Annotated in this window: 20 protein-coding genes and 1 pseudogene; 14 read left to right on the top strand and 7 right to left on the bottom strand. The window is 54.0% G+C overall.

All coding sequences use genetic code 11. The annotated features are described in order from the left end of the window. Positions 1-303 precede the first annotated feature (303 nt). The 4 genes from gcvT to WBG83_RS03185 all read left to right on the top strand — a co-directional run bounded on the left by gcvT (position 304) and on the right by WBG83_RS03185 (position 5,259). Positions 304-1,410: a glycine cleavage system aminomethyltransferase GcvT gene (gcvT, locus tag WBG83_RS03200; RefSeq protein ID WP_336742592.1), complete on the top strand. Its 1,107-nt coding sequence runs from the start codon at positions 304-306 to the stop codon at positions 1,408-1,410. Positions 1,411-1,457: 47 nt separating this feature from the next. Next, complete coding sequence (gene gcvPA / locus WBG83_RS03195) at positions 1,458-2,825, top strand: aminomethyl-transferring glycine dehydrogenase subunit GcvPA (RefSeq protein WP_336742590.1); 1,368 nt, start codon at positions 1,458-1,460, stop codon at positions 2,823-2,825. Beyond that, positions 2,822-4,312 carry an aminomethyl-transferring glycine dehydrogenase subunit GcvPB gene (gcvPB, locus tag WBG83_RS03190; protein WP_336742588.1) on the top strand — a complete coding sequence of 497 codons (1,491 nt, stop codon included), beginning with the start codon at positions 2,822-2,824 and terminating at the stop codon, positions 4,310-4,312. The genes gcvPA and gcvPB overlap by 4 nt, the downstream gene beginning before the upstream one ends. 104 nt (positions 4,313-4,416) lie before the next feature. After that, positions 4,417-5,259, top strand: a complete 843-nt coding sequence (locus tag WBG83_RS03185; RefSeq protein ID WP_336742637.1) for a lipoate--protein ligase family protein — start codon at positions 4,417-4,419, stop codon at positions 5,257-5,259. 281 nt (positions 5,260-5,540) lie between these two features. On the opposite strand, the gene WBG83_RS03180 is transcribed toward WBG83_RS03185, so the two are convergent. The 4 genes from WBG83_RS03180 to WBG83_RS03165 all read right to left on the bottom strand — a co-directional run bounded on the left by WBG83_RS03180 (position 5,541) and on the right by WBG83_RS03165 (position 9,112). Continuing rightward, positions 5,541-5,804, bottom strand: a complete 264-nt coding sequence (locus WBG83_RS03180; protein ID WP_336742586.1) for a hypothetical protein — start codon at positions 5,802-5,804, stop codon at positions 5,541-5,543. Positions 5,805-6,102: 298 nt separating this feature from the next. Beyond that, positions 6,103-6,921, bottom strand: a complete 819-nt coding sequence (locus WBG83_RS03175) for an ABC transporter ATP-binding protein (protein WP_336742585.1) — start codon at positions 6,919-6,921, stop codon at positions 6,103-6,105. Between the two features lie 150 nt (positions 6,922-7,071). Further along, the gene (locus WBG83_RS03170) at positions 7,072-8,112 is read right to left on the bottom strand and encodes a FecCD family ABC transporter permease (RefSeq protein WP_336742584.1); all 1,041 of its coding nucleotides are present in this window, start codon (positions 8,110-8,112) and stop codon (positions 7,072-7,074) included. Then, entirely contained in the window at positions 8,105-9,112 is a 1,008-nt protein-coding gene (locus WBG83_RS03165) for a FecCD family ABC transporter permease (RefSeq protein WP_336742583.1), read from the bottom strand. Before WBG83_RS03165 ends, WBG83_RS03170 begins: the two co-directional genes overlap by 8 nt. 206 nt (positions 9,113-9,318) lie before the next feature. Here WBG83_RS03165 and WBG83_RS03160 point away from each other — a divergent pair, with 206 nt between their 5' ends. From WBG83_RS03160 to metG, 4 genes are all read left to right on the top strand, one after another. After that, positions 9,319-10,317 (top strand): ABC transporter substrate-binding protein, encoded by a 999-nt coding sequence (locus WBG83_RS03160; protein WP_442955777.1) that lies wholly within the window; start codon positions 9,319-9,321, stop codon positions 10,315-10,317. Positions 10,318-10,429: 112 nt separating this feature from the next. After that, positions 10,430-10,864, top strand: coding sequence for a Fur family transcriptional regulator (locus WBG83_RS03155; RefSeq protein ID WP_336742581.1), 435 nt, complete (start codon positions 10,430-10,432; stop codon positions 10,862-10,864). A gap of 27 nt (positions 10,865-10,891) precedes the next feature. Further along, positions 10,892-11,152 carry a membrane protein insertion efficiency factor YidD gene (gene yidD, locus WBG83_RS03150; RefSeq protein ID WP_336742633.1) on the top strand — a complete coding sequence of 87 codons (261 nt, stop codon included), beginning with the start codon at positions 10,892-10,894 and terminating at the stop codon, positions 11,150-11,152. A gap of 549 nt (positions 11,153-11,701) precedes the next feature. Then, positions 11,702-13,717 carry a methionine--tRNA ligase gene (gene metG, locus WBG83_RS03145; RefSeq protein ID WP_336742579.1) on the top strand — a complete coding sequence of 672 codons (2,016 nt, stop codon included), beginning with the start codon at positions 11,702-11,704 and terminating at the stop codon, positions 13,715-13,717. A gap of 74 nt (positions 13,718-13,791) precedes the next feature. On the opposite strand, the gene WBG83_RS03140 is transcribed toward metG, so the two are convergent. After that, positions 13,792-15,630, bottom strand: coding sequence for a sensor histidine kinase (locus tag WBG83_RS03140; protein ID WP_336742577.1), 1,839 nt, complete (start codon positions 15,628-15,630; stop codon positions 13,792-13,794). Between the two features lie 241 nt (positions 15,631-15,871). Here WBG83_RS03140 and WBG83_RS03135 point away from each other — a divergent pair, with 241 nt between their 5' ends. The 4 genes and pseudogenes from WBG83_RS03135 to WBG83_RS03120 all read left to right on the top strand — a co-directional run bounded on the left by WBG83_RS03135 (position 15,872) and on the right by WBG83_RS03120 (position 19,205). After that, on the top strand, positions 15,872-16,828 hold the full coding sequence (locus WBG83_RS03135) for a metal ABC transporter substrate-binding protein (protein ID WP_336742576.1): 957 nt from the start codon (positions 15,872-15,874) through the stop codon (positions 16,826-16,828). A 127-nt stretch (positions 16,829-16,955) separates the two neighbouring features. Beyond that, positions 16,956-17,648 (top strand): annotated as a pseudogene (locus tag WBG83_RS03130) (metal ABC transporter ATP-binding protein); the annotation flags it as partial. Between the two features lie 15 nt (positions 17,649-17,663). After that, entirely contained in the window at positions 17,664-18,467 is an 804-nt protein-coding gene (locus tag WBG83_RS03125; RefSeq protein ID WP_336742571.1) for a metal ABC transporter permease, read from the top strand. 24 nt (positions 18,468-18,491) lie between these two features. Next, entirely contained in the window at positions 18,492-19,205 is a 714-nt protein-coding gene (locus WBG83_RS03120) for a cytochrome c biogenesis CcdA family protein (RefSeq protein ID WP_336742570.1), read from the top strand. A gap of 4 nt (positions 19,206-19,209) precedes the next feature. On the opposite strand, the gene splB is transcribed toward WBG83_RS03120, so the two are convergent. Next, a complete protein-coding gene (splB, locus tag WBG83_RS03115) occupies positions 19,210-20,271 on the bottom strand; it encodes a spore photoproduct lyase (protein WP_336742568.1) in 1,062 nt (353 codons plus the stop codon). A gap of 190 nt (positions 20,272-20,461) precedes the next feature. Here splB and mntR point away from each other — a divergent pair, with 190 nt between their 5' ends. Continuing rightward, positions 20,462-20,869, top strand: a complete 408-nt coding sequence (mntR, locus tag WBG83_RS03110) for a transcriptional regulator MntR (protein WP_336742631.1) — start codon at positions 20,462-20,464, stop codon at positions 20,867-20,869. Between the two features lie 245 nt (positions 20,870-21,114). Beyond that, on the top strand, positions 21,115-22,116 hold the full coding sequence (locus tag WBG83_RS03105) for a patatin-like phospholipase family protein (RefSeq protein ID WP_336742567.1): 1,002 nt from the start codon (positions 21,115-21,117) through the stop codon (positions 22,114-22,116). Positions 22,117-22,157: 41 nt separating this feature from the next. Here WBG83_RS03105 and WBG83_RS03100 read toward each other — a convergent pair whose 3' ends face one another. Then, complete coding sequence (locus WBG83_RS03100) at positions 22,158-22,439, bottom strand: hypothetical protein (RefSeq protein WP_336742565.1); 282 nt, start codon at positions 22,437-22,439, stop codon at positions 22,158-22,160. Positions 22,440-22,447: the final 8 nt, after the last annotated feature.

Raw genomic sequence — 22,447 nt, 5'->3', positions numbered from 1 at the left:
TTCGTGCTTTCAGTGTATCACATCGCTTGGTAAGATTAACCTGTTAACGTTGAGGTATTTGAGATTTTAAGCACTAGGAGATGAGCTTCGATTTCGCCTGTCCTTTTCTTTTCCCCAGGCTCCGACAGGCGATTTTCGCAGGTAAGGCAATACTACAACGGAGGGAGCCTTGCCAAAGGAGGGGAGGTCCAGCTCCTGAACTAAACAGCATCAATTGTTTACCTGGTGTAAGCTTCACCGTGCTGGCAGTAAGCTGGCCGAATGAATGGAGAACGATGATGAACGTAAAAGCGGGGTGTTAAAATGGCTGATTTGAAAAAAACGCCGCTGTATGAGACTTATGCCCGCTATGGGGCCAAGACGATTGACTTCGGCGGCTGGGATTTACCGATTCAATTTGCCGGGATTCAAAAAGAGCATGAGGCGGTACGCACGCAGGCGGGGCTATTTGATGTGTCCCATATGGGGGAGGTGGTTGTCCGTGGACCGGATGCACTGGCGTTTATTCAGCGGCTGACGACGAATGATGCTTCAAGGCTCATACCGGGACAGGCTCAGTACAGTCTGATGTGCTACCCGGACGGCGGAGTTGTGGATGATCTGCTGGTATACCGGCTGGACGAACAGCAGTTCATGCTCGTGATCAATGCGTCCAATATTGAGAAGGATGCTGCTTGGCTGCACCAGCATTTGGCCGGTCAAGTAGAGCTTGAAGACGTATCCGAAGCTACTGCGCTGTTAGCTCTGCAGGGCCCTCGGGCGGAGGAACTGCTGCAGCCGTTATGCAGCGCCGCTCTGCTCGGCTTGCAGCCCTTTCAGTTCGTTCAGCAGGCGACAGTGGGCGGAATACCAGTCCAGGTGCTGTCCCGAACAGGCTATACCGGCGAGGATGGGTTTGAGCTGTATGTTCATGCGCACGATGCCGTCGCGCTCTGGACGGCTTTGCTGTCCTATGGCGAGGAGAAGGGGCTTGTCCCTGCCGGGCTTGGCGCCCGCGACACGCTGCGGTTCGAAGCGCGTCTGCCCCTCTATGGGCAGGAGCTGTCGGAGCATATTACGCCAATTGAAGCGGGACTGGGCTTTTTTGTAAAGCCGGACAAGGGGGAGTTTATCGGCAAGGAGGTCCTCGTCCAGCAAAAGACAGAGGGTGCTCCCCGAAGGCTGGCAGGAATCCAAATGGTCGAGCGCGGCATTCCGCGGGCTCATTATGCGGTGTATGATTCCCGCGGCGCATGGATTGGAGAGGTCACGACGGGAACGCAGTCTCCTACCTTCAAAACGAACATCGGCTTAGCGCTGCTGAAGCGGGAGTATAGTGTGCCGGGTACGGAGGTATGGGTTGATATTCGCGGGAAAAAGGTGAAGGCTGCCGTAGTCAAAACCCCGTTTTACCGGCGCGGCGGTTCATAACATAACGGAAGATTTCACCCTATTAAGAAACGGATGGAGGGTACGGCATGAAGCATCGTTATTTGCCGATGACGGATAAGGATCGGACGGAAATGCTGGCCGTTGCCGGAGCGCAGTCGGTTGAAGATTTGTTCGCGGACATCCCGGCCGCCGTGCGGTTTCAGGGCAGGCTTGCTGTGGGCGAGGCGCTGGATGAAGCGTCTCTGTTGAAATACATGAGACGGCTTGCAGGGAAAAATGCAGATTTTGACCAGTATTCCAGCTTTCTTGGGGCCGGCATCTACGATCATCATCTACCGGTCGTGGTAAACCATGTTATCTCAAGATCCGAGTTTTACACCGCGTATACACCGTACCAGCCTGAGATTAGCCAAGGGGAGCTGCAGGCTATATTCGAATTTCAGTCTTATATTTGCGAGCTGACCGGAATGGCTGTCGCCAATGCATCTATGTATGACGGCGCGACGGCTTTGGCGGAAGCCGCAGCGCTGGCCTACGGTGTTACGAAGAAGCGGCGGATCGTGGTGTCGCGCGGGGTCCATCCGGAAGCCCGCGCCATTATCCGTACGACGGCAAAAGGCCACGGGCTCGACATGGTTGAAATCGGATGTGACCGGGGCGTTACAAATCTTGCGGAGCTGGCGAGCAAGCTGGGGGATGACACCGCCGCCATTCTTATGCAATCTCCGAATTTTTTCGGCAGCATCGAGGATTTGGCGGCTGTACGTCCGCTTGCTCAGCAATACGGCGCACTGTTTGTCGTGAGCGCCAATCCGCTTTCTCTCGGCTTGCTGGAAGCGCCGGGACGCCTAGGGGCAGACATTGCCGTTGGGGATGCGCAGCCTTTCGGTATTCCCGCTTCCTTCGGGGGCCCAACCTGCGGTTATTTCGCCGTCAGCGATAAATGGATGCGCCGGATGCCGGGCCGGATTGTCGGGCAGACCGTAGACCGGAGCGGCAAACGGGGCTTTGTGCTGACGCTGCAGGCGCGGGAGCAGCACATCCGGCGGGAGAAAGCGACCTCGAACATTTGTTCTAATCAGGCGCTGCTTGCATTGTGCGCCGCGGTTTATTTGTCCACGCTGGGCAAGCAGGGAATTCAGGAGGTTGCCCGGATCAATGTGCAGAAAGCCCATTACGCCGCACGGATTCTAGGCGCGGTGGACGGGGTTACGCTCCCTCATGCGGCTTCCCCGTTCTTTAATGAGTTTGTGCTGAAGCTGGTTGACCGCTCCGGCCAGGCTGCGGATGTAACCGATCTAAACCGGAGGCTGCTTGATCATGGCATTGTTGGCGGCTATGATCTCGGGCGGGAGGATGATCAGCTCAGGGGACATATGCTGGTCGCCGTCACGGAGCAGCGCACCCGCGAAGAAATCGACGGCCTTGCAGCCAGATTGGGGGAATTGCTGTGAAGGAGTCCATTCGGAATGCTTCGACCGAGCAGGCGAGGCATGACAAGACCCTGATTTTTGAATTAAGCCAGCCGGGCCGGATTGCATACTCTTTGCCATCCTGCGACGTCCCGGAGGAGCCGCTGGACACTCTTATCCCGAAGGCCCTGCAGCGGAGCGCTCCTGCTGAACTGCCGGAGGTATACGAGGTGGATGTCATCCGCCATTATACGGCCTTATCCCGCCGCAATTTTGGGATTGACAATGGATTTTATCCGCTCGGGTCCTGTACGATGAAATATAATCCGAAGCTGAATGAGGATGTGGCCCGTTTGCCGGGCTTCGCCAAAATCCATCCCTATCAGCCCGAAGAGTCGCTTCAAGGGGCCTTGGAGCTGCTGTACCGCCTGCAGCGCGATTTGGCCGCGATTACCGGCATGGATGCAGTTAGTGTTCAGCCGGCTGCAGGGGCCCATGGCGAATGGACCGGCTTGATGCTGATCAAAGCATATCACGAGAGCCGCGGCGAGCGCCGGACGAAGGTAATCGTTCCCGATTCGGCCCATGGTACGAATCCGGCGAGCGCAGCAGCAGCCGGCTTTGATACCGTGACCATTCCATCCGACGGCAGAGGACTCGTTGATTTGGAGGCCTTGCGTGCTGCGGTAGGAAAGGATACGGCGGCCTTGATGCTGACCAATCCGAATACGCTGGGCCTGTTCGAGGAGCAAATCCAGGACATTGCCCGTATTGTGCATGAGGCTGGAGGGCAGCTGTATTATGACGGTGCCAATGCCAACGCCATTATGGGAATTGCCCGCCCGGGAGATATGGGCTTTGACGTGGTGCATCTGAACCTGCACAAAACGATGAGTACACCTCATGGCGGCGGGGGGCCGGGGGCAGGCCCGGTCGGCGTGAAAAAGCATCTGGCGCCGTTCCTGCCGGGCCCGAATGCGGTGCAGCAGGAAGGCGGTTATAGGCTGGAGGGGCAGTCCAGTCAAAGCATCGGCAGGGTGAAGGCATTCTACGGGAACTTCGGCATTCTGGTCCGCGCGTATACGTACATCCGTACGCTTGGACCGGACGGACTGCGCCGTGTATCCGAGGATGCGGTATTAAATGCGAATTACATGATGCGCCGGCTGGCGCCTTATTACGACGTCCCGTTTGAGCGGGCCTGCAAGCATGAATTTGTCATGACGGGCAAACGGCAGAAGAAGCAGGGTGTCCGTACGCTGGATATCGCCAAACGGCTGCTCGATTTCGGCTACCATCCGCCGACGATTTATTTTCCGCTTAATGTAGAGGAGTGCATCATGATTGAACCGACCGAAACGGAAAGCAAAGAAACGCTGGACGGCTTTATCGAGGTTATGATTCAGATTGCCCGGGAGGCGGAGGAGCAGCCGGACCTGGTCCGAAATGCGCCTTATACGACGGTGGTCAGCCGTCTGGATGAAACGCTCGCGGCCCGCAAGCCTGTGCTGAACTGTACGTGCAGCTGATTTTGCGCTATAGTGGTAAGAAAAACCGGTCTGTTTGGTTGAGCGGCAGGTCACCGGTATTTCTGAAACAAAGGATTGATGTAGTCATGGCAGCACATGGGGAAATGGCTCAATGGCGTTTTATTCATTCCGGGGCTTGCGCTCCGGCCGCGAATATGGCGATTGACGAAGCGATATTGACAGCACATAGTGAAGGAAGGGTTCCGCCTACCGTACGATTCTACGGCTGGAATCCGGCTTCCTTAAGCATCGGTTACTTTCAGAAGGCCCGGGAGGAAATCGATCTGGAGGCACTGGAGCAGAAGGGCATCGGCTTTGTGCGCCGCCCTACCGGTGGCCGGGCTGTTCTGCATGATCAGGAGCTGACCTACAGCCTGATTGTTTCCGAGAACTATCCGGGTATGCCGCGCAGCGTAACGGAAGCCTACCGGGTGCTGAGCGCAGGGCTATTGTACGGCTTTCAAAGGCTTGGGCTTCAGGCGGAGATGGTCAGCCTGGCCAGCGAGGAGGAGAAGCAGAAGTACGGCACAGCCAGCTCGGCGGCCTGCTTTGATTCCCCATCCTGGTATGAGCTGGTCGTAGAGGGGCGGAAAATCGCCGGCAGCGCCCAAACCCGGACCAAGGGCGTCATTTTGCAGCATGGATCTATTTTGCTGGATATGGATGTGGATTTGTTATTCTCCTTGCTGCGGATTCCAAGCGACAGCCTTAAAGCCCGTTTGAAGCAGTCGTTTGTCCGGAAGGCGGTGGCTGTAAACGATATTTTGCGCGGGGTCGGTAAGCCTGAGGTGGATTTGCTTCAGACAGAGCAGGCCTTCCGGGAAGGAATCGCACAGGGGCTTGGCGTGACGCTGCAGCCTGCTGAACTAACCCCTTACGAGCAGGAGCTGTCCGAGAAGCTGATACGTGACAAATATGAGCATCCCGACTATACCTTTAAACGGTAACGGCCTTGTTCAAATGTGGAAAGGGCCGGGCTTGTACATGGAACGTTCAAATGGAGCGGATGAAGTCAACAGGAAAGGCGGGAACGCGGGAAATTAATTTTCAGTTTATTTCCCGGGTAAGCGCATGTTGCGACATCGCGTGCAGAGCCTTGTCGAAAAACGCAGTACTAAACAAGAAAGCTTCCAGTGCCTTGATGAGACAGGGCTGGAAGCTTTCTTCTGTGTTGGCTTAAATTAAATGGGATTCATCAATCCTGTATCATCTTTGTGTTTGGCCCGGCTTACTTATCGCCGCGATCGATATGACCGCGGGAACCGCTCCCGATGCTTTCATCATGCGGGCTTTGCTTGTTCAAATCGACCTGGTTGTCATTGTCCTGATGGTAGCTTACGAGCTCCCAGGTTGTGTCGCCGAGCATTGGATCAGAGGGGAAAATATCTCCTTTGCGCAGGGTTTCCTCTCGGCCCCATTCATTTTTGTAGACGCCGCCAACCTCAATCGGCTCTCCGGAAAACGGGTTCATTCGCACATGCATATTGGACATGTGTAGTCATCCTCCTCCAGCAAAGTAAAAGAAACATGCTTTATTATGTCCGCAATTGTATGCGGGGCATCCCGAAGGGAAGCCTACAAGCGATGCCAAAAAGCCCCTGTGACTCCGAATGAACCGGAGTTACAGGAGCCGAACGGCGGAAGCGGGCTATGACGCTCGCGCAGTGTTGCGTCGTCGAAGTGAATCAACCATAAGTGCTTCCTAAACGCAGTCTTTGTACGATAAACGGGCAAGCAATACGATTGGGACCAAGGAGAGTCAAACGTCTCCCGGCGATAGCCTTGCTCAGTTAGGCGGTAGCCGTTACAAGACCGTCTGAAACACGTCGGCCCTTGCCGCCGGGAATAATCATGGGGGTGCCGAAACGCGGGTCCGGAAGCACATCGCATTCCAAATCGAAGACTTCCTGCACCAGCTCACGGGTAACAATGTCCTCCGGCCTGCCTTCGGCAATGGCGGAGCCCTGCTTCATCGCCACAATATGGTGGGCATAGCGGCAGGCCAGGTTCAGATCATGGAGCACCATCACAATGGTGCGTTTTTCTTTCTCATTTAATTCAAAGAGCAGATCCAGAATCTCGATTTGATGGGTCATATCGAGGTAGGTGGTCGGTTCGTCGAGCAGGATGGTTCCGGTTCCTTGAGCTAAGGTCATCGCAATCCATGCGCGCTGCCGCTGACCGCCCGACAAGGAGTCTACCGCCCGGTCGGCCAGCATGTCCATCCTGGTGTCCACCAGCGCTTTACGGACCATGCGCTCGTCTTCCTCAGACCACTGCTGGAGCCAGCTTTGATACGGGTAGCGGCCCTGCTTGACCAGCTGCAGCACTGTCAGACCTTCCGGAGCGACAGGGCCTTGGGGCAAAATCGCCAGCTGCTTGGCCACCTCACGCGTCGATTGCTTCAGGATTTGTTTCCCGTCAAGCAGAATGGACCCTTCTTCGGGCTTGAGCAGCCGGGCCATAGAACGCAGCAGGGTTGATTTGCCGCACCCGTTGCTGCCCAGAAAGACCGTGATTTTGCCGTTTGGAATCGACAAGTTCAAATTTTCAACAATCGGGCCATTTCCATAGGAAAGCGTCAGCTGCTTGGCTTCCAGCGTTGACATACGCGTCACTTCCTGTCTCAAAGTTTTTTCATAGTTAATCAGCTATTGTGCTGGCGTTATCCTGGTTCGTCTCCAATTTAACTTCCATGAAGTCCTGTGATCTGCCGGGTTCCAGCATTCGGCCGGAAGCGATATGACACGGTGCTTTGATTAGTTTCGGCCGCTGCGGTACAGCAAATACACAAAAAACGGCGCGCCGATAGCGGCGGTGAATATGCCGGCCGGCAAATCAAGCGGCGCAAACGCCGTCCGGGCGACAACATCGGCCAGCAGAACAGTCAAGGCGCCGATAACAGCGCTTGTCGGCAGCAATGCGCCGAAGGACGGGCCGACCAGCTTGCGGGCCATGTGAGAGGCCATTAAGCCGACGAAGGAGATTGCGCCGCCGATAGCCGCGGCTGCTCCGGCTAATGCCACACTAAGGGCAAGCAGCACCAAGCGTTGGCGCTGTACACGTCCTCCAATGCTGGAGGCGATATCGTCCCCAAGCGACTGGGCGTTCAAATCACGCGTCAGCAGCAGCGTGAGCGGGAGCAAAACGAGCATCCAGGGCAAAAGCAGCCAAACCTGCTTCCAGGACGATCCGTAGACGCTTCCGGTCAGCCAGGAGAGCGCCTGCCCCGCCTGCTGGACCGGACCGGCAAGCAGCAGAACGGAGCTGAGCGCACTGCAGGCTGAGGAAATGCCGATTCCGATAAGCACCATTCGAAGCGGGGAGACCCCTTTTTTCCATGCCAGCCCGTACATAAGCATTGCGCTCAGCAGAGCGCCGCTGATAGCCGCAAGCGGAAGCAGGTGGATGCTGAGCGTCCCGCCCCAGAAAATAATAAAGCTTACAGCAGCCACGGAAGCGCCGCCCGTAATCCCGACGAGATCGGGCGATGCAAGCGGGTTGCGGATTATACCCTGCAGCAGTGCGCCGGATACCGCCAGAGCAGCGCCGACCATAACCGCAACAAGCATACGCGGCAGGCGGAACTGGGTGATAACGACTTGATATGTATCTTCTCCTCGGCCGATGAGAACACGTACTACGTCCAGCGGGGAGATTTTCATCGTGCCGATTCCTGTACTTACTATAAATACGGCGCACAGAAGCATGAATAATACGGATAATATCGTGACATGCTTTTTGTTCCATAATATGGAGAAGGATTGGCCGCGAGTGCGGAACGTACGATAGTTACTCATTGTTCTTCCTCCTTGCAATGACCACGAAGAACGGCACGCCGATGATTGCAGTGACAGCTCCGACCGGTACTTCTTTTCCGTACATCAGGAAACGGGAGCCTACATCTGCGCCAAGCAGCAGCACCGCGCCAAGCAGCCCGCAGAACGGGAGCAGCCAGCGGTGGTCATTGCCGACAAGCGCGCGCGCCAGATGGGGGATCATAATTCCGACAAAACCAATCGGCCCCGCAATGGCGACGGCTCCCCCCGCCAGGATGACCACGATGACGGATAACACGATTTTGACCAGCAATGTGCGCTGCCCGAGCCCCTTGGCTACATCATCGCCCATGGCCATCAGGTTCACAGGACCTGCAATAATTAGCGCGCCAATCCAGGCGGCAATCAAATACGGCAGGACTGCAAGCAGAGTGCTCAGGTCCCGGTTGGCAACGGAACCGACCAGCCAGGACAGCACCTGATCGAATGTTTTGCCGTTCACAAGCAGAACTCCGGATGTCATGGAGGAGAAAAACGCGGTCAGGGCTGCTCCGGCCAGCGTTATTTTGATCGGAGTCAAGCCGTCCCGGCCTGCTGATCCGAGCGCGTACACGATAATTGAAGCTGCTCCGGCCCCGATAAAGGAAACCCATGTGATCTGCGCCAGACTGGTCAAGGAGGACAACGCCGACACGAGCACCAGTGCAAACGCGGCGCCGCTGTTAATGCCGAACAATGTGGGAGAAGCGAGCGGGTTGCGGGTCAGCGCCTGCATCAGGGCGCCGGCCATCGCCAGGCTTGCACCTACCGCAGCAGCGATAAAGGCGCGGGGAACCCGTGTAGTTGTAATAATGAGGTGCTCATTGGAGCCGTTAAAAGAGGTATACGCTTCAATAATCGTGTGAAAAGGAATTTGTTTGATGCCGAACAGTACGCTGGCAGCCATACAGAGGAGCATCAGGACGAAAGCGCCTGCCAGTCCGCTCCATTTTTGTAAGCCGTTACGCAATAAAATAACCATGATTTGTAAGCCCTTCTTCCGCCTCTAGCTTATAGTCACCCCTCATTTTATGAGAACATTTCTCATGTGTCAATGATGGTGAAACTCATTATCAAGATTCGGTTGACAGGTCAGTTTGAAATCAGTATATTTATAAGCGGCAACAGGTGAGAATTGTTATCATTCAATTGCCGCACTTTATGAACACAATGATAGGGGAGACCAACATGAATTCGAAGCGATTTTCCAATTTCTCCGCGGTTATGCGAACCCTGTGCATTGCAGCAGCATTGATGCTGGTTCTGGCTGCATGCGGAACCGCTAAGCCTGCTGAACAGACACCGGCTGCGCAGGGCGGCAGCACCGAAACAGCCAAAGCTGAGCCGCGTAAAATCAAGCATATTATGGGAGAAACGGATGTTCCGGCTAACCCGCAGCGCGTAGTTATTTTGACAAACGAAGGCACCGAGGCGCTTCTGGCGCTTGGAGTGAAGCCCGTCGGCGCTGTTCAGTCGTGGACAGGCAATCCGTGGTATGAACACATTAAAAACGATATGCAGGGCGTTACCGCGGTCGGCAAAGAAGGAGAGCCGAATGTTGAAGCCATTGCCGCGCTCAAGCCGGACCTGATTATCGGCAACAAAACGCGCCACGAGAAAATTTATGAGCAGCTTAAAGCGATTGCGCCGACCGTTTTCTCGGAAAAGCTGCGCGGCCAATGGAAGGATAATTTCAAATTCTATGCCGAGGTGCTGGGCAAAACGTCAGAGGGCGACAAGGTCATTGCTGATTTCGATAAGAGAGCAGCTGATATTAAAACAAAGCTCGGCGACAAGCTGAGCACCAAGATCTCCTTAGTCCGTTTTATGCCGGGAGATACACGTATTTATTATAAAGATACGTTCGCAGGAATTATTTTGGATCAAATCGGTCTGGCCCGTCCGGATGTACAGAACAAAAACGAATTTGCGGCAACGAAGCTGCCCAAAGAGCGCATTCCGGAGATGGAAGGGGATATGATCTTCTATTTCACCTATGAAACCGGAAACGGCGAAGCGACCAAAATTGAAACAGATTGGCTTGGCGATCCGCTCTGGAAAAACCTGAATGCCGTGAAAGCCGGTAAAGCCATCAAGGTTGACGATAACATCTGGAATACCGCCGGCGGTGTAAAAGCAGCGAATCTGATGCTCGACGATCTGAAAAAACACTTCGGCATTCAATAATCGGTCTTGGCACAGCGTGTCAGTGAGCGACCGTACAGAGCCCGTCATTTGACGGGTTCTTTTTTTTGGGGCATTATGAATAATAACGTGACAAGATTGTGGGGGACAGCTCATGAAAGCGGAAGAAATGATTGAAGTGATGGCCAAAAACGGGCTGCGGATTACGGATCAGCGCCGCACTCTGGCCAAGCTTTTTGCGGATAGCCCGGGCTACCTGACACCGAAGGATGTATATGAATTTATGGGCAGGACGTACTCCGGCCTCAGCTTTGATACGGTATACCGCAATTTGCGGGTTATGCATGATATGGGCATTCTGGAGCAGTTTGTATTCGAGGAAGGCATTAAGTTCCGGGTGCATTGTTCCGAGCACCATCACCACCATCATTTGTTTTGCCTGGGCTGTGACAAAACGATTCCACTTGTTTATTGTCCGATGAGCGAGCTGACCGGAATTCCCGATGCGTTCCAGGTTGTCCGGCACAAGTTCGAAATTTACGGCTATTGTGAGGATTGCCGTGAGGAAGCGGGCGGCGGCATCAATTAAGGGAGAAGAAAGGCGGTTACGCCCATGATGAAAAAGCTTCTGAAAGCGCCCATTTATGTGTACCGGGCTGTCATCTCTCCGCTTAAACCTCCGACCTGCCGGTTTCACCCGACCTGCTCCAGATATGCCTTGGAGGCCATTGAGCTTCATGGGCCGTGGCGGGGCTCCCTGCTTGCCGCCAAGCGGATATGCAAATGCCATCCGTTTCATCCCGGCGGCTTCGATCCTGTTCCTGAGCTTCCCGCTTCGAAGACGCCCCCGGCCGGGGTCAAGGATGATTTGGCCTGAGCGCAAGCTGTCCGGCTTGACAGTGCAGCACGGTTTCGGTATATTGACGTTAGGAAGCGCATATTTTCCAGTGAACGGATAAGTAAGGCAGGGAGCCTGTCAGCAGAGAGCCGGGGCAGCTGAAAACCGGTACAGGCAAGCGTCTGAAGATGGTCCGGGAGGAACTGTTTTCGAGCGGCGATGAAGCCCGGGTGAAGAATGTCCTGCCTGTGTGGCAAAGGCCGTAAGAGGATGGCGTGGGCCCCGCGTTAAGGGGGAAGCCGTTCACTTTAGAAACGGCACACGAAGCTCTGCCTGCTCTTCAGGTTAGGCCGCCGAAGGCTGCTTGAATCTGAGAAGCGCGCGGAGGAATTTGGGTGGTACCACGTGAGAACAAGCTCTCGTCCCAGCAGGACGCGGGCTTTTTTTTGTGGCTCTATTTAGACTTGCGGAGATGCTCATCAACGCCGTTCTACGATGGCCAGAACGGGCGTTGCCCGCTTTTCCAGGCGGCGAAGCCGAGGATTTGGCATTACGCACGGTTATTATGATTAAGGAGGCTGCAGGCCAATGGCACAGCAGGAGAACAAGTCGTTTTACATTACAACACCCATTTATTACCCGAACGATAAGCTGCATATCGGGCATGCTTACTCTACGGTGGCGGGAGACGCCATGGCGCGCTACAAGCGTTTGCGGGGCTACGACGTCCATTTCCTGACCGGTACGGACGAGCATGGACAGAAGATTGAGCGCAAGGCCAAGGAAAAAGGCGTATCGCCGCAGCAGATGGTGGATGACATCGTTATCGGCATTAAAGAGCTTTGGAAGAAGCTTGACATCAGCAATGATGACTTCATCCGCACGACCGAAGAACGGCATACGAAGACTGTTCAGCGTATTTTCCAGCGTCTGCTCGATCAAGGCGATATTTATTTGGGCAGCTATGAGGGCTGGTACTGCACCTCCTGCGAATCGTTCGTGCTGGAGCGGCAGCTGGAGAACGGGAATTGTCCGGATTGCGGGCGTCCGGTGGAGCTGATCAATGAGGAGATTTATTATTTCCGCATGAGCCAATACGCGGATCGTCTGCTCCAGTTTTATGAAGAGCATCCGCAATTTATTCAGCCGGAATCCCGCAAAAATGAAATGATCAACAATTTCATCAAGCCGGGTCTGGAGGATTTGGCGGTATCGCGGACGACCTTTGACTGGGGGATTAAAGTCCCGAGCGATCCGAAGCATGTGATTTATGTCTGGATCGATGCATTGACCAATTACATCACGGCGCTGGGCTATGATACCGACAATCCAGCGCTGTATAATCAATTTTGGCCGGCTGATGTACATTTGATGAGTAAGGAGATCGTCAGATTCCACACGATTTACTGGCCGATCATTTTGATGGCGCTTGACCTGCCGCTGCCGAAGCAGGTGTTCAGCCACGGCTGGATTATTACGAAGGACGGCAAAATGTCCAAGTCCAAAGGAAATGTCATCGATCCGGTGAAGCTGATTGACCGTTACGGTCTGGATAGCCTGCGTTATTACCTGCTCCGGGAAATCCCATTTGGCTCCGACGGCACGTTTACACCGGAGACATTTGTAGAGCGGATTAACTATGATCTCGCTAACGATTTGGGGAACCTGTTGAACCGTACTGTAGCGATGATTGACAAATATTTCGACGGCACGATTCCGCCGCTTGTGACAGGGGCCACCGAGTTTGACGGGCCGCTGCAGGAGACGGCCCGCGCCGCCGTGGCCAAAGTGGAGGAGGCGATGGAGAAGCTGGAGTTTTCCATTGCGCTTGCAGCGATTTGGCAATTGGTCAGCCGCACAAACAAATATATTGACGAGACACAGCCATGGGTGCTGGCTAAGGATGAAAGCAGCCGGGATACGCTTGGCTCAGTAATGTGCCACCTGGCCGAATCGCTCCGGATCGTATCCGTTCTGCTTCAGCCGTTCCTGACGCGCAGCCCGGGCCAAATCTGGCATCAGCTCGGTATAGAGCAGGGCGCGCTGACTTCGTGGGAAAGCTTGCGCGCGTTCGGCCAGCTGCCTTACGGAACGAAGGTGCGTAAGGCAGAACCGTTATTCCCGCGTCTGGAGGCTGAGCCGGAGATAGCGCACATTGTTGCTGCGATGACAGGCGGTGCAGTTCCTGCCGCCGAGGCCAAGCCGGGTGAAGCTGTGGCCAAGTCGGGGGCAGCGGCACCGGAGGCCGGGAATGCGACAGAAGCGGAAGAAGCGCAAATGCCGGAAATTTCGATTGACGACTTCATGAACGTAGAGCTGCGGGTCGCGAAGGTCATTGCGGCTGAGCCGGTGAAGAAGGCGGACAAGCTGCTTAAGCTTCAGCTCGACCTCGGCACGGAGCAGCGCCAGGTTGTTTCAGGCATCGCCAAATTTTACACGCCGGAGCAAATGGTCGGCCGCAAAGTCATTTGCGTGACCAACCTGAAGCCGGTCAAGCTGCGGGGCGAGCTGTCGCAGGGCATGATTCTTGCCGCCTCCGACGGAGATGCGTTGACACTGGCAACGGTAAGCGAGGACATTCCGGTTGGAGCCAGAGTGAAGTAAGGACTTTGAAATAAAAGAGAAGCCCGGCCCCATCCAGGACTAGATGGCGGCTGGGCTTCTCTGTTTACAGGCCGCTACAGGCCTGCCTGGGAGGCGGATGCTTCCCGTTCGCCGCGTAGAAAGGGTCGATGAATTGGAAGCACCATTTCAACAGTCGTGCCTCTGCCCGGCGTGCTGTGAATTTGCAGCCGGCCGGCGTGATTTTCGACGATTTTGTAGCATATGGTAAGACCAAGCCCCATTCCCTGTTCTTTGGTGGAGTAGAACGGCTCGCCAATCCGGTTGAGCATCTCTCTGGACATCCCTTCACCTTGATCCGTGAACCGGAGCAGAAGCTTATCGCCGGCAGTTCTAACCTGAATGACGACAGTCCCGCCATGGGGCATCGCCTCTATGGCATTTTTCAACACGTGAATGAAGACATGCTTCAATTGGTTATCCTCGCAATCGAGAAGCGGGAGGACCGAGGGAAGCTCCATCAGCAGCTGGACGCCCCGCAGCGAGGCCTCTGTTTCAACGATGGGCAAGGTTTGCTGCAGAATAAGCCGGATATCCCGCGGATGAAAGTGCAGCGCCTGCGGCTTCGAGAGGACGAGCAATTCGCTTAGAATAAGCTCAATGCGTTCGATGTCCGTCAGCATAATCGGGAAATATTGCTCCCGGCATTCCAGCGCTGACGGGTGGTGATGCATGAGCTGCAAAAAACCTTTTACGGAGGTGAGCGGATTGCGGATTTCATGAGCCATTGCGGAAGCGAGAAGCCCGACAACGGACAGCTTCTCCGAACGGCGCAGCAGGGCTTCCGTCTGAGCCAGCGTTTTGATCTGGGTATTAAGCACCCGTGCCATTTCGTTAAAGGTTTCCAGGGGCCTGCGAAGCTCGGCGGGCAGCCTGGCGATAGTGTCCGAATGGATTTGATAATCATAGCGGCTCTTCTGCAGGGCGGCGGCTCCGCGATGCAAATGCTTCAATGGCCGCATAATTAGTACCCAGAGCCGATCCATCATAAAGAGCAGCAGGGCGTTTGTCAGCAGCACGACGACAACGACGAGCCATAGCTGCAGAAGATACGGCTTCAGCTTTTCGGTATAAGGGAGGCTGGCAACTATTAACCAATTCCCGTGGTCAACCTGGCTGGCTGCGCAAAGGGAGTCCGCAAGACCCGAACAAACGTTGGTATCCGGTGTGTTGCTTTGCCTGTGTGCTTGCTGGAACAAGCGGCTGTAATCCTCCAGCTGCAATAGCGGATGGTTCGTCGAATGGGCGGGGGCGTAGCGGTACAGGGCCCGGCCGCTGGCGTCGATAAGAAGGAAGCGGCTGGTAGAGACGGTTTTTACCTCGCTAAGCGTTCTATCCAGCGTCTTGGCGCTGACCAGACCGACAATCATGCCCCCGAACGAGCCCCCGGCTGTTTCTACGGGGATGGAGATTGCAATAAAGTAGGGATTATTGTGATCCAGACTGTTCACGGCAAGCACAGTTGCTTTCCATTGCCGCGCATCGGCAAATAACCCCCCGGCCGGAAGCTGGTAATCCTGCTTTTGGTGAAAAGGCACGATCTCCAGCCCGCTGCGGTCATAAAAGGCCGCGTCCTGAAACAATGGGTGGGTGCGTTTGAATTCGGCCAGCTCTTGCTGGGTATCGTTCGAGAAGGGGGCTTGAAAGGCCGGCTTGCCGTTGAGGGTTTTTAAATCAGCGGTGCGGTGCTGGAGCCATTGCTCCAGATAAAGCTGTTGTATGGAGGCGGCCTGCTTCAGTTGTTTTAATTTTTGGGCCATTTGCGCATCATAGGACATTTTGGAGAACACGGCGACGCCGGCAAGGCTGACCGGAATACAAATAAGTGCAACGGTCCACTTCATACGGGCACGCAGTGTTTCTGGTTTGAACCGGGACATGATTCTTAGAAGCATAGCCTCTCCCTATCCTGTTGTTTTCTGGTATATTCAAAATCAATTCGACAGTAATCGGCAAACTCCTTTCAAAGCTGGCAAAATTTTCATGACCTTGATAAAAGCTGGCCATGTTATGCTGCAATCTGGTTCATTTCTACTCGCGCTCTTGCAATCGCGGACGAGGGCGCGTATAATCAACAATGCAATTAATAGTAAAGATTACTATTAGAATCATAGAATTGAGAGGAACGAGTGGAACATGAAAAGCAGCATCAAAGCAGGCTTCCTGCTGCTGGTAACGGCGGCGCTGGCGCTGATGTCCGCATGCGGGGGAAATCAGGCCAAGATGGTGGAGGGCAAGGTTAACGTTATTACCAGCTTTTATCCGTTATATGATTTCACAAACAAAATCGGCGGCGAGCATGTGAACGTTGTGAACCTGGTGCCGACAGGGGTCGAGCCGCATGATTGGACGCCGAAATCGAGCGATATGAAACATCTGTCCGCCGCGCAGGTGTTTGTCTATAACGGTGCCGGCTTGGAAGGCTGGGTCGGCAATTTCCTCGGCAGTTTGAACAAAAACAGCGCTCTGCAAGTCGTTGAGGCGAGCAAAGGAATTGATCTGATTCGAGCCGAAGAACAAGAGGGGCACGGTGAAGACAGCGGCCACGGCCACGAGCATGAGGAATTGGAATTTAATCCTCATGTGTGGCTGAGCCCGCTGCAGGCCAAGAACATGGCCGAAAACATCAAGCATGCGCTGATTTCAGCCGATGCCGCTCATAAGTCAGACTACGAGGCCAATTTTGCTCAGCTGAGCGCCCGGCTGGATGCGCTGCACAACAAGTTTCAGAACACCCTCGGGAAGCTGCCGAATAAAAATATCGTCGTCTCGCACGATGCCTTTGCGTATTTGGCCAAGGAATACGGCTTGAAGCAGCTGCCGATAATGGGCCTGGCCCCTGATGCGGAGCCGACGGCCCAGTCGATGAAGGAAATCGCAAGCTTTGTCAGACAAAACCAGGTCAAAGCTATCTTTTTCGAGGAGCTGGTTTCGGATAAAGTCGCCAAAGCGCTAGCTGCGGATACGGGAGTCAAAACACTGCTCGTTCTGAACCCGCTGGAGGGCCTGACGGAGGAGCAGGAGAAGTCGGGCGCAGATTATTTCACTTTAATGGAGAACAATTTGCAAAATCTCGTCAAAGGATTACAATAGAGTACGATATGATTTGAAGGAGCCGTCCGTGATGAAAAAACTGATCGAACCGCATTGTCACCAAAGCATGATCACCCTGGAGGACGTAAGCTTTCACTATGAACAGCAGCCTGTCATTGAAGGGCTAAGCTTTACGCTGTATCAAAGGGACTTTGTGGGGCTCATCGGCTCAAACGGCGCCGGAAAAAGCACGCTGCTCAAAATGATTGTCGGTTTGCTCAAGCCTAACCAAGGAGACATTCGGCTCTTTGGTCAGGCTATTTCTCAATTTAAAGACTGGGAACGAATCGGCTATGTCCCGCAAAAGAAAAACTTTAATCCCTTATTTCCGGCTACGGTGCGTGAGGTCGTCTTATCCGGCTTGTTCAGCCGCAAACGGCTATTCCGCCGTGTTAGCAGCAGTGATATGGCCCGCTGTGAAGAAGCGATGCATGCGCTCAGCATCGAGGATTTGGCGGAGAAGCGTATCGGGTTGTTGTCCGGGGGACAGCAGCAGCGGGTTTTCCTCGCCCGAGCCTTGATTAACAACCCGGACTTGCTTATCCTGGATGAACCGATGACCGGCGTTGATGCGGAAACACAGGACCATTTTTTCCATTTGCTGCGTCACATGCATGAGCACCATAACCTGACCTTTCTGATGGTCTCCCATGATGTTGACCTGATGAAATCTTATTTGGGCGGACAGCCGAAGCAAACCGCCGGCAAGCTGAATTTCTATGTCAAGCATTCCCATAGCCTGGAGGATTGCCGGGAAACGAGCATTACGCATTCGCTGCGGGATTTGCGGGGCCGGCTTGAGCCGGAGTACGCAAAGTAGAAAGGAAGAGCAGGCTTGGATATTTTCACGTATGAATTTTTTATTCGCGCCCTGATCGGAGGGATTTTGATCGGGCTTGCTGCGCCGCTGCTCGGTATATTTCTGGTGCTTCGGCGGCTTTCCATGATTGGGGATACTCTGGCTCACGTCTCGATAGCAGGAGTCGCGCTCGGGCTTCTCATTAATATTTACCCCCTGTTCGTCGGGCTGCTGTTTGCAGTCGTCGCTTCGTTCGCGATTGAGAAGCTGCGCAAAGCTTACAAGACGTATGCCGAGCTGTCGATTGCGATTATGATGTCGGGCGGGGTAGCCTTGGCCTCCTTGTTGTTTACCATGGGAAAAGGCTTTAACATTAATGTGCAAAGCTATTTGTTCGGGAGCATTCTTACGCTGGATTGGATGGATGTCGGCGTTACGCTGCTCGTTACTGTCATCGTTATCGGCTTTATCGCCGCTTATTACAAAGAGCTGTTCCTGCTCGTGTTCGATGAGGATGCAGCAAGCGTCAGCGGACTGCCGATGCGCTCCCTGAATCTGATGATGACGATATTGACCGCTCTTGTCATCAGCGTTGCGATCAAAATTGTCGGCGCTCTGCTCGTCTCCGCGCTGGTGACCGTTCCAGCCGCATGCAGTCTCGTTTTGAGCCGCAGCTTCAAGCAAACGATCTTTATTTCAATGCTTGTTGCCGAAATTGCTGTCATCGGAGGACTCATTACAGCGGGGCTGTGGGATACGGCGCCGGGAGCAACAATCGTGCTTGCTCTAATTACGATGCTGGGTATCTCCTTATTTGTGAAGCGGGGCGTTCGTACCTAGAATGAAGAAAAGAGGTCATCGACTGTGGATCAGATCACGATCTGGATTGCCCTGTGGGCAGGTTTTGCTTCGTTTATTTCACCCTGCTGTCTCCCGCTGTATCCGTCCTATTTGTCCTACATAACAGGCATCTCGGTATCCAAGCTGAAGGACGAACGAAGCGCCCGCGAGGTTCGCTTAACGACGATGGGACATACATTGTGCTTTATTATCGGATTCTCGCTGGTGTTCTATACCCTAGGCTACGGGGTGAATTTAGTCGCAGATTTGTTTTATGACTATAAGGATGCCATCCGTCAGGTTGCGGCACTGTTGATTTTGATTATGGGCCTTGTGCTGTTAGGCGTGCTTCAGCCCCAATGGCTGATGAGGGATATGAAGTTTCAGTTTAAAAACAAGCCTGCCGGCTACTTCGGATCGCTTGTCATCGGCATCGGTTTTGCCGCAGGCTGGTCTCCGTGCGTAGGCCCGATTCTCGGCGGCATATTGGGTCTGGCGGCGACCAGCCCGAGTGACTGGTTTACGCTGATGACAGCTTATTCCATCGGATTCGCGGTTCCGTTTTTCGTCCTGTCCTTTTTTATTGGAACAACGAAATGGATATTGCGGTATTCCGGGGCATTGATGAAGGCCGGCGGCGCGTTAATGATCGTGATTGCTGTTCTGCTATTTACGGACCGGATGCTGCTGATTACAGTCTGGCTGCAAGAGCGGACGCCGGATTGGCTGAAGTTCTAGTGTCCTACGTAAAATAATCAATGGAAGCTTCGGGAAAATGCTCAAAGATGCGCTCAGTGATAAATTCGCGGAGCGCATTTGCTTGTTCATCGGGATATACATACTTGCCCTGTCCCCAGCGCCCCCACTTATATTTGCGCTTAGCCTCATCCATTTCCAGCTTGGTTTTGGGGTAGCGCTGCTCGATAACGGTTTTGGCTGTTTTGGTAAAACGGTGCTGTATCAGCTCAAAGGTTAAATCGCGGACGGCTTCGGGCGGCAGCGCGTGAGCCAGCTTTTGCAATAGAGCGGCGTAGCCTTGCTCCCAGCCGTCATGCCATATAATGGGGGCAATAATAAATCCGAGCGGGTATCCGGCTCGGGCCACTTTGCCCGCGGCTTCAATGCGCTCCTCGAAGGAGGAGGTGGCCGGCTCAAAATTTTTGATGACATAATCGGCATTGACACTGAAGCGGAATCGGGTATGGTTGTTATGCTTTGCAGTCAACAGCGAATCGACATGATGAAATTTGGTTACAAACCGGAGACGGCCGTATTCTTCTTGGCCCATAAACTCAATTAATTCCCTGAGCGAGCTGCTGATATGCTCGAGACCGACCGGGTCCGAAGTACAGGCTGCTTCAAAGCGGGTTATTTCCGGCGCCCGTTCATCGATATATTGCTTGGCCGCTTGCATGATGTCATCCGTATTCACATATACCCGGATATACGGCTTGGCGCCTAGTGTTGTCTGCAGATAACAGTAGTGACAATGGCCCATGCAGCCGGTTGCAATCGGTATCGCGTATTCTGCGGAGGGCTTGGACGTATCGAATGTTAAGGTTTTTCGCACGCCGACAACAAGGGTCCGCTTGGCAAGGCGGTACTTTTCCAGGTCACTTTCTCCCGGCAGGCCGGTGATACGGTTATGGGAAGGGGTGATGCGAATGGGCAAGTTCTGCTCCTCTGCCCAGGCGTGAATCCGGCGTCCTTTCTCATATTCCAGAGCACCCGGCTCGAAATACACCAAATCGGGCACAAACATCAATGTATTTTTGGAAGGCGCTTCCAAGGCGGATGGCATCATTTGTTCCTCCTTTGGGGCTTGTAGGGCCGTGACGAAAGACGTCGTTATTTTGGCCGGAATAGCGCTTGCAGCACTCCTGACAATTTCAAGTAAGCCGCAGGGAAGCTTGCTTTATGCCGGGTGAACGTGTATTATACTATGTGCGTAACAAGCGATGGAAGGGGGAACAAGCGTGGCGGCCACACCGAGCATGGAAGATTATTTGGAACGAATCTACAAGCTCATCGATGAAAAAGGGTATGCCCGGGTGTCCGATATCGCCGAGGGACTGGAAGTGCATCCCTCCTCCGTGACGAAAATGATTCAGAAGCTCGACAAGGATAACTATCTCGTTTATGAGAAGTACCGTGGGCTGGTCCTCACCTCCAAAGGGAAAAAGATGGGCAAACGTCTGGTAGACCGACACCAGCTGCTGGAGCAATTTTTGCAGCTGATTGGTGTGCAAGAGGAGAACATTTACACGGATGTGGAAGGCATTGAGCATCATTTAAGCTGGGATTCGATTACGTGCATCGAGGTGCTGGTGGAATATTTTCACCGTCATCCGGAGCAGGCGGACCTACTGGCATCGATACGCAAGGAATTGGAATCGGAATAATACTGTTTTCTAGCAATACATACCTCCCTACCGGCAGGATTGCCGGCTGCATGGGAGGTTTTTTGCGTTTTCCGGACTTTTATTTCCTTGTCTGCCTCCAAATCTCATACGTACAACCATTCCCGGCATAGACCTAAAAGAGCGGTGATAAAACCGGAGGGTCCGATACAGCGGCTCGGCCTGGGTTAGATTGGGCTGGCACTAATGCGATCGGGAGCCTGGTGGGAGAGGGAGCGGAATGCGGTATGAAAATTAATGCTGTTTTTGAAGGTGGGGGCGTGAAGGCTATCGGACTTGTTGGAGCGCTCCAGGCCGCGCAGGAGAAAGGAATTCAATTTGAGCGTGTCGCAGGCACCTCCTCGGGCTCTATGGTGGCCTCTATGCTGGCGGCAGGGTACACGCCGGAAGAAATGAGGGATATAATCGCTTCAACCCCTTTCACTTCGTTTATCAAAAAAGGGCCGCTCCATCAAATCAGGATTATCGGCCCGGCTGTCCGCCTGTTTATTAAGAAGGGGCTGTATTCAGGGGAAGCGCTGGAGCGGTGGATGGCTCACAAGCTTGCCGCCAAGGGGGTTCGGACCTTTGCTGATTTGAAGCCCGGCACACTGAAAATCGTTGCCTCCGACATTTCGCAGGGAAAGCTGCTCGTCCTGCCGGACGACATTGAGCAGTATGGCTGGAAGCCTGCACAATTGTCTGTGGCTCGGGCGGTGCGCATGAGCACCAGCATTCCTTATTTTTTTGATCCGGTCATTTTACGAAAGCCGTTTCAGAAGCAGAAGCCGCAGCTCCCGTTCGCGCAGCAGTTTGTGTACGTGGTGGACGGCGGACTGCTCAGCAATTTCCCGTTATGGCTGTTTGACCGGGAGGAATCTCCGAAGGTATCCAGTGTGGTCCCGACGCTCGGCTTTCAGCTTGTGGGTATCTCCGACAGCCGCCAGCACCAGATCCGCGGCCCGCTTTCCATGCTGACGGCACTGTTCTCCACCATGATGGAGGCTCATGATCAGCGCTATATCGAGCAGCATAATGTATTTCGGACCATCAAGATTCCTACTCTCGGTGTCCGCGTAACAGATTTTGATATTAGCCCGGAAAAAAGCATGGCGCTGTACGATTCCGGTCTTGAAGCGGGAAGGCAATATTTCTCGAGCTGGACCGTAGGCCATTACGTTCAGGAAATGAACAAGGTCCGCCGGATGCAGTCGGCCGCTGCCGCCCAGCAGCAAGCAGAAAAAAAATGACGCCCTTCCTAGGAAGGGCGTCAGCTGCCGTAAACTACAGCTTAGTGATATTTCGGCGGTTCCTCATCATCGGTTTTACTGCCCGGAATGACGCGGAATTTGGCGGTCTTGCTTTTCGGCTGCTGCTTCATCCGGGGGCTGGGGCCGGAAGTAAAGCCGCCGCCCCGAAAGCGCTTGGGCGGAAATTTCCACAAGTAGAACACCACGGCGAAAATAATGACCGGCAGCGCAAGGCCGCTTGGGTTTTTTATAACGCTGGTGAGCAGCCCGATTACCATAAACACGCCAACAATATACATAAAAGGGGAGTAGCGGCGAAACATGCGAATCA

Source organism: Paenibacillus sp. y28, from assembly GCF_037137075.1.
Lineage (GTDB): Bacteria > Bacillota > Bacilli > Paenibacillales > NBRC-103111 > JBBBNV01.
This window is presented reverse-complemented; position numbering and strand designations above follow the sequence as displayed.

Coding starts and splice junctions, on each gene's coding strand:
- gcvT (WP_336742592.1), top strand. CDS start 304: ATGGCTGATTTGAAAAAAACGCCGCTGTATGAGACTTATGCCCGCTAT.
- gcvPA (WP_336742590.1), top strand. CDS start 1,458: ATGAAGCATCGTTATTTGCCGATGACGGATAAGGATCGGACGGAAATG.
- WBG83_RS03185 (WP_336742637.1), top strand. CDS start 4,417: ATGGCTCAATGGCGTTTTATTCATTCCGGGGCTTGCGCTCCGGCCGCG.
- WBG83_RS03180 (WP_336742586.1), bottom strand. CDS start 5,804: ATGTCCAATATGCATGTGCGAATGAACCCGTTTTCCGGAGAGCCGATT.
- WBG83_RS03175 (WP_336742585.1), bottom strand. CDS start 6,921: ATGTCAACGCTGGAAGCCAAGCAGCTGACGCTTTCCTATGGAAATGGC.
- WBG83_RS03170 (WP_336742584.1), bottom strand. CDS start 8,112: ATGAGTAACTATCGTACGTTCCGCACTCGCGGCCAATCCTTCTCCATA.
- WBG83_RS03165 (WP_336742583.1), bottom strand. CDS start 9,112: ATGGTTATTTTATTGCGTAACGGCTTACAAAAATGGAGCGGACTGGCA.
- WBG83_RS03160 (WP_442955777.1), top strand. CDS start 9,319: ATGAATTCGAAGCGATTTTCCAATTTCTCCGCGGTTATGCGAACCCTG.
- WBG83_RS03155 (WP_336742581.1), top strand. CDS start 10,430: ATGAAAGCGGAAGAAATGATTGAAGTGATGGCCAAAAACGGGCTGCGG.
- yidD (WP_336742633.1), top strand. CDS start 10,892: ATGAAAAAGCTTCTGAAAGCGCCCATTTATGTGTACCGGGCTGTCATC.
- metG (WP_336742579.1), top strand. CDS start 11,702: ATGGCACAGCAGGAGAACAAGTCGTTTTACATTACAACACCCATTTAT.
- WBG83_RS03140 (WP_336742577.1), bottom strand. CDS start 15,630: ATGCTTCTAAGAATCATGTCCCGGTTCAAACCAGAAACACTGCGTGCC.
- WBG83_RS03135 (WP_336742576.1), top strand. CDS start 15,872: ATGAAAAGCAGCATCAAAGCAGGCTTCCTGCTGCTGGTAACGGCGGCG.
- splB (WP_336742568.1), bottom strand. CDS start 20,271: ATGATGCCATCCGCCTTGGAAGCGCCTTCCAAAAATACATTGATGTTT.
- mntR (WP_336742631.1), top strand. CDS start 20,462: ATGGAAGATTATTTGGAACGAATCTACAAGCTCATCGATGAAAAAGGG.
- WBG83_RS03105 (WP_336742567.1), top strand. CDS start 21,115: ATGAAAATTAATGCTGTTTTTGAAGGTGGGGGCGTGAAGGCTATCGGA.
- WBG83_RS03100 (WP_336742565.1), bottom strand. CDS start 22,439: ATGTTTCGCCGCTACTCCCCTTTTATGTATATTGTTGGCGTGTTTATG.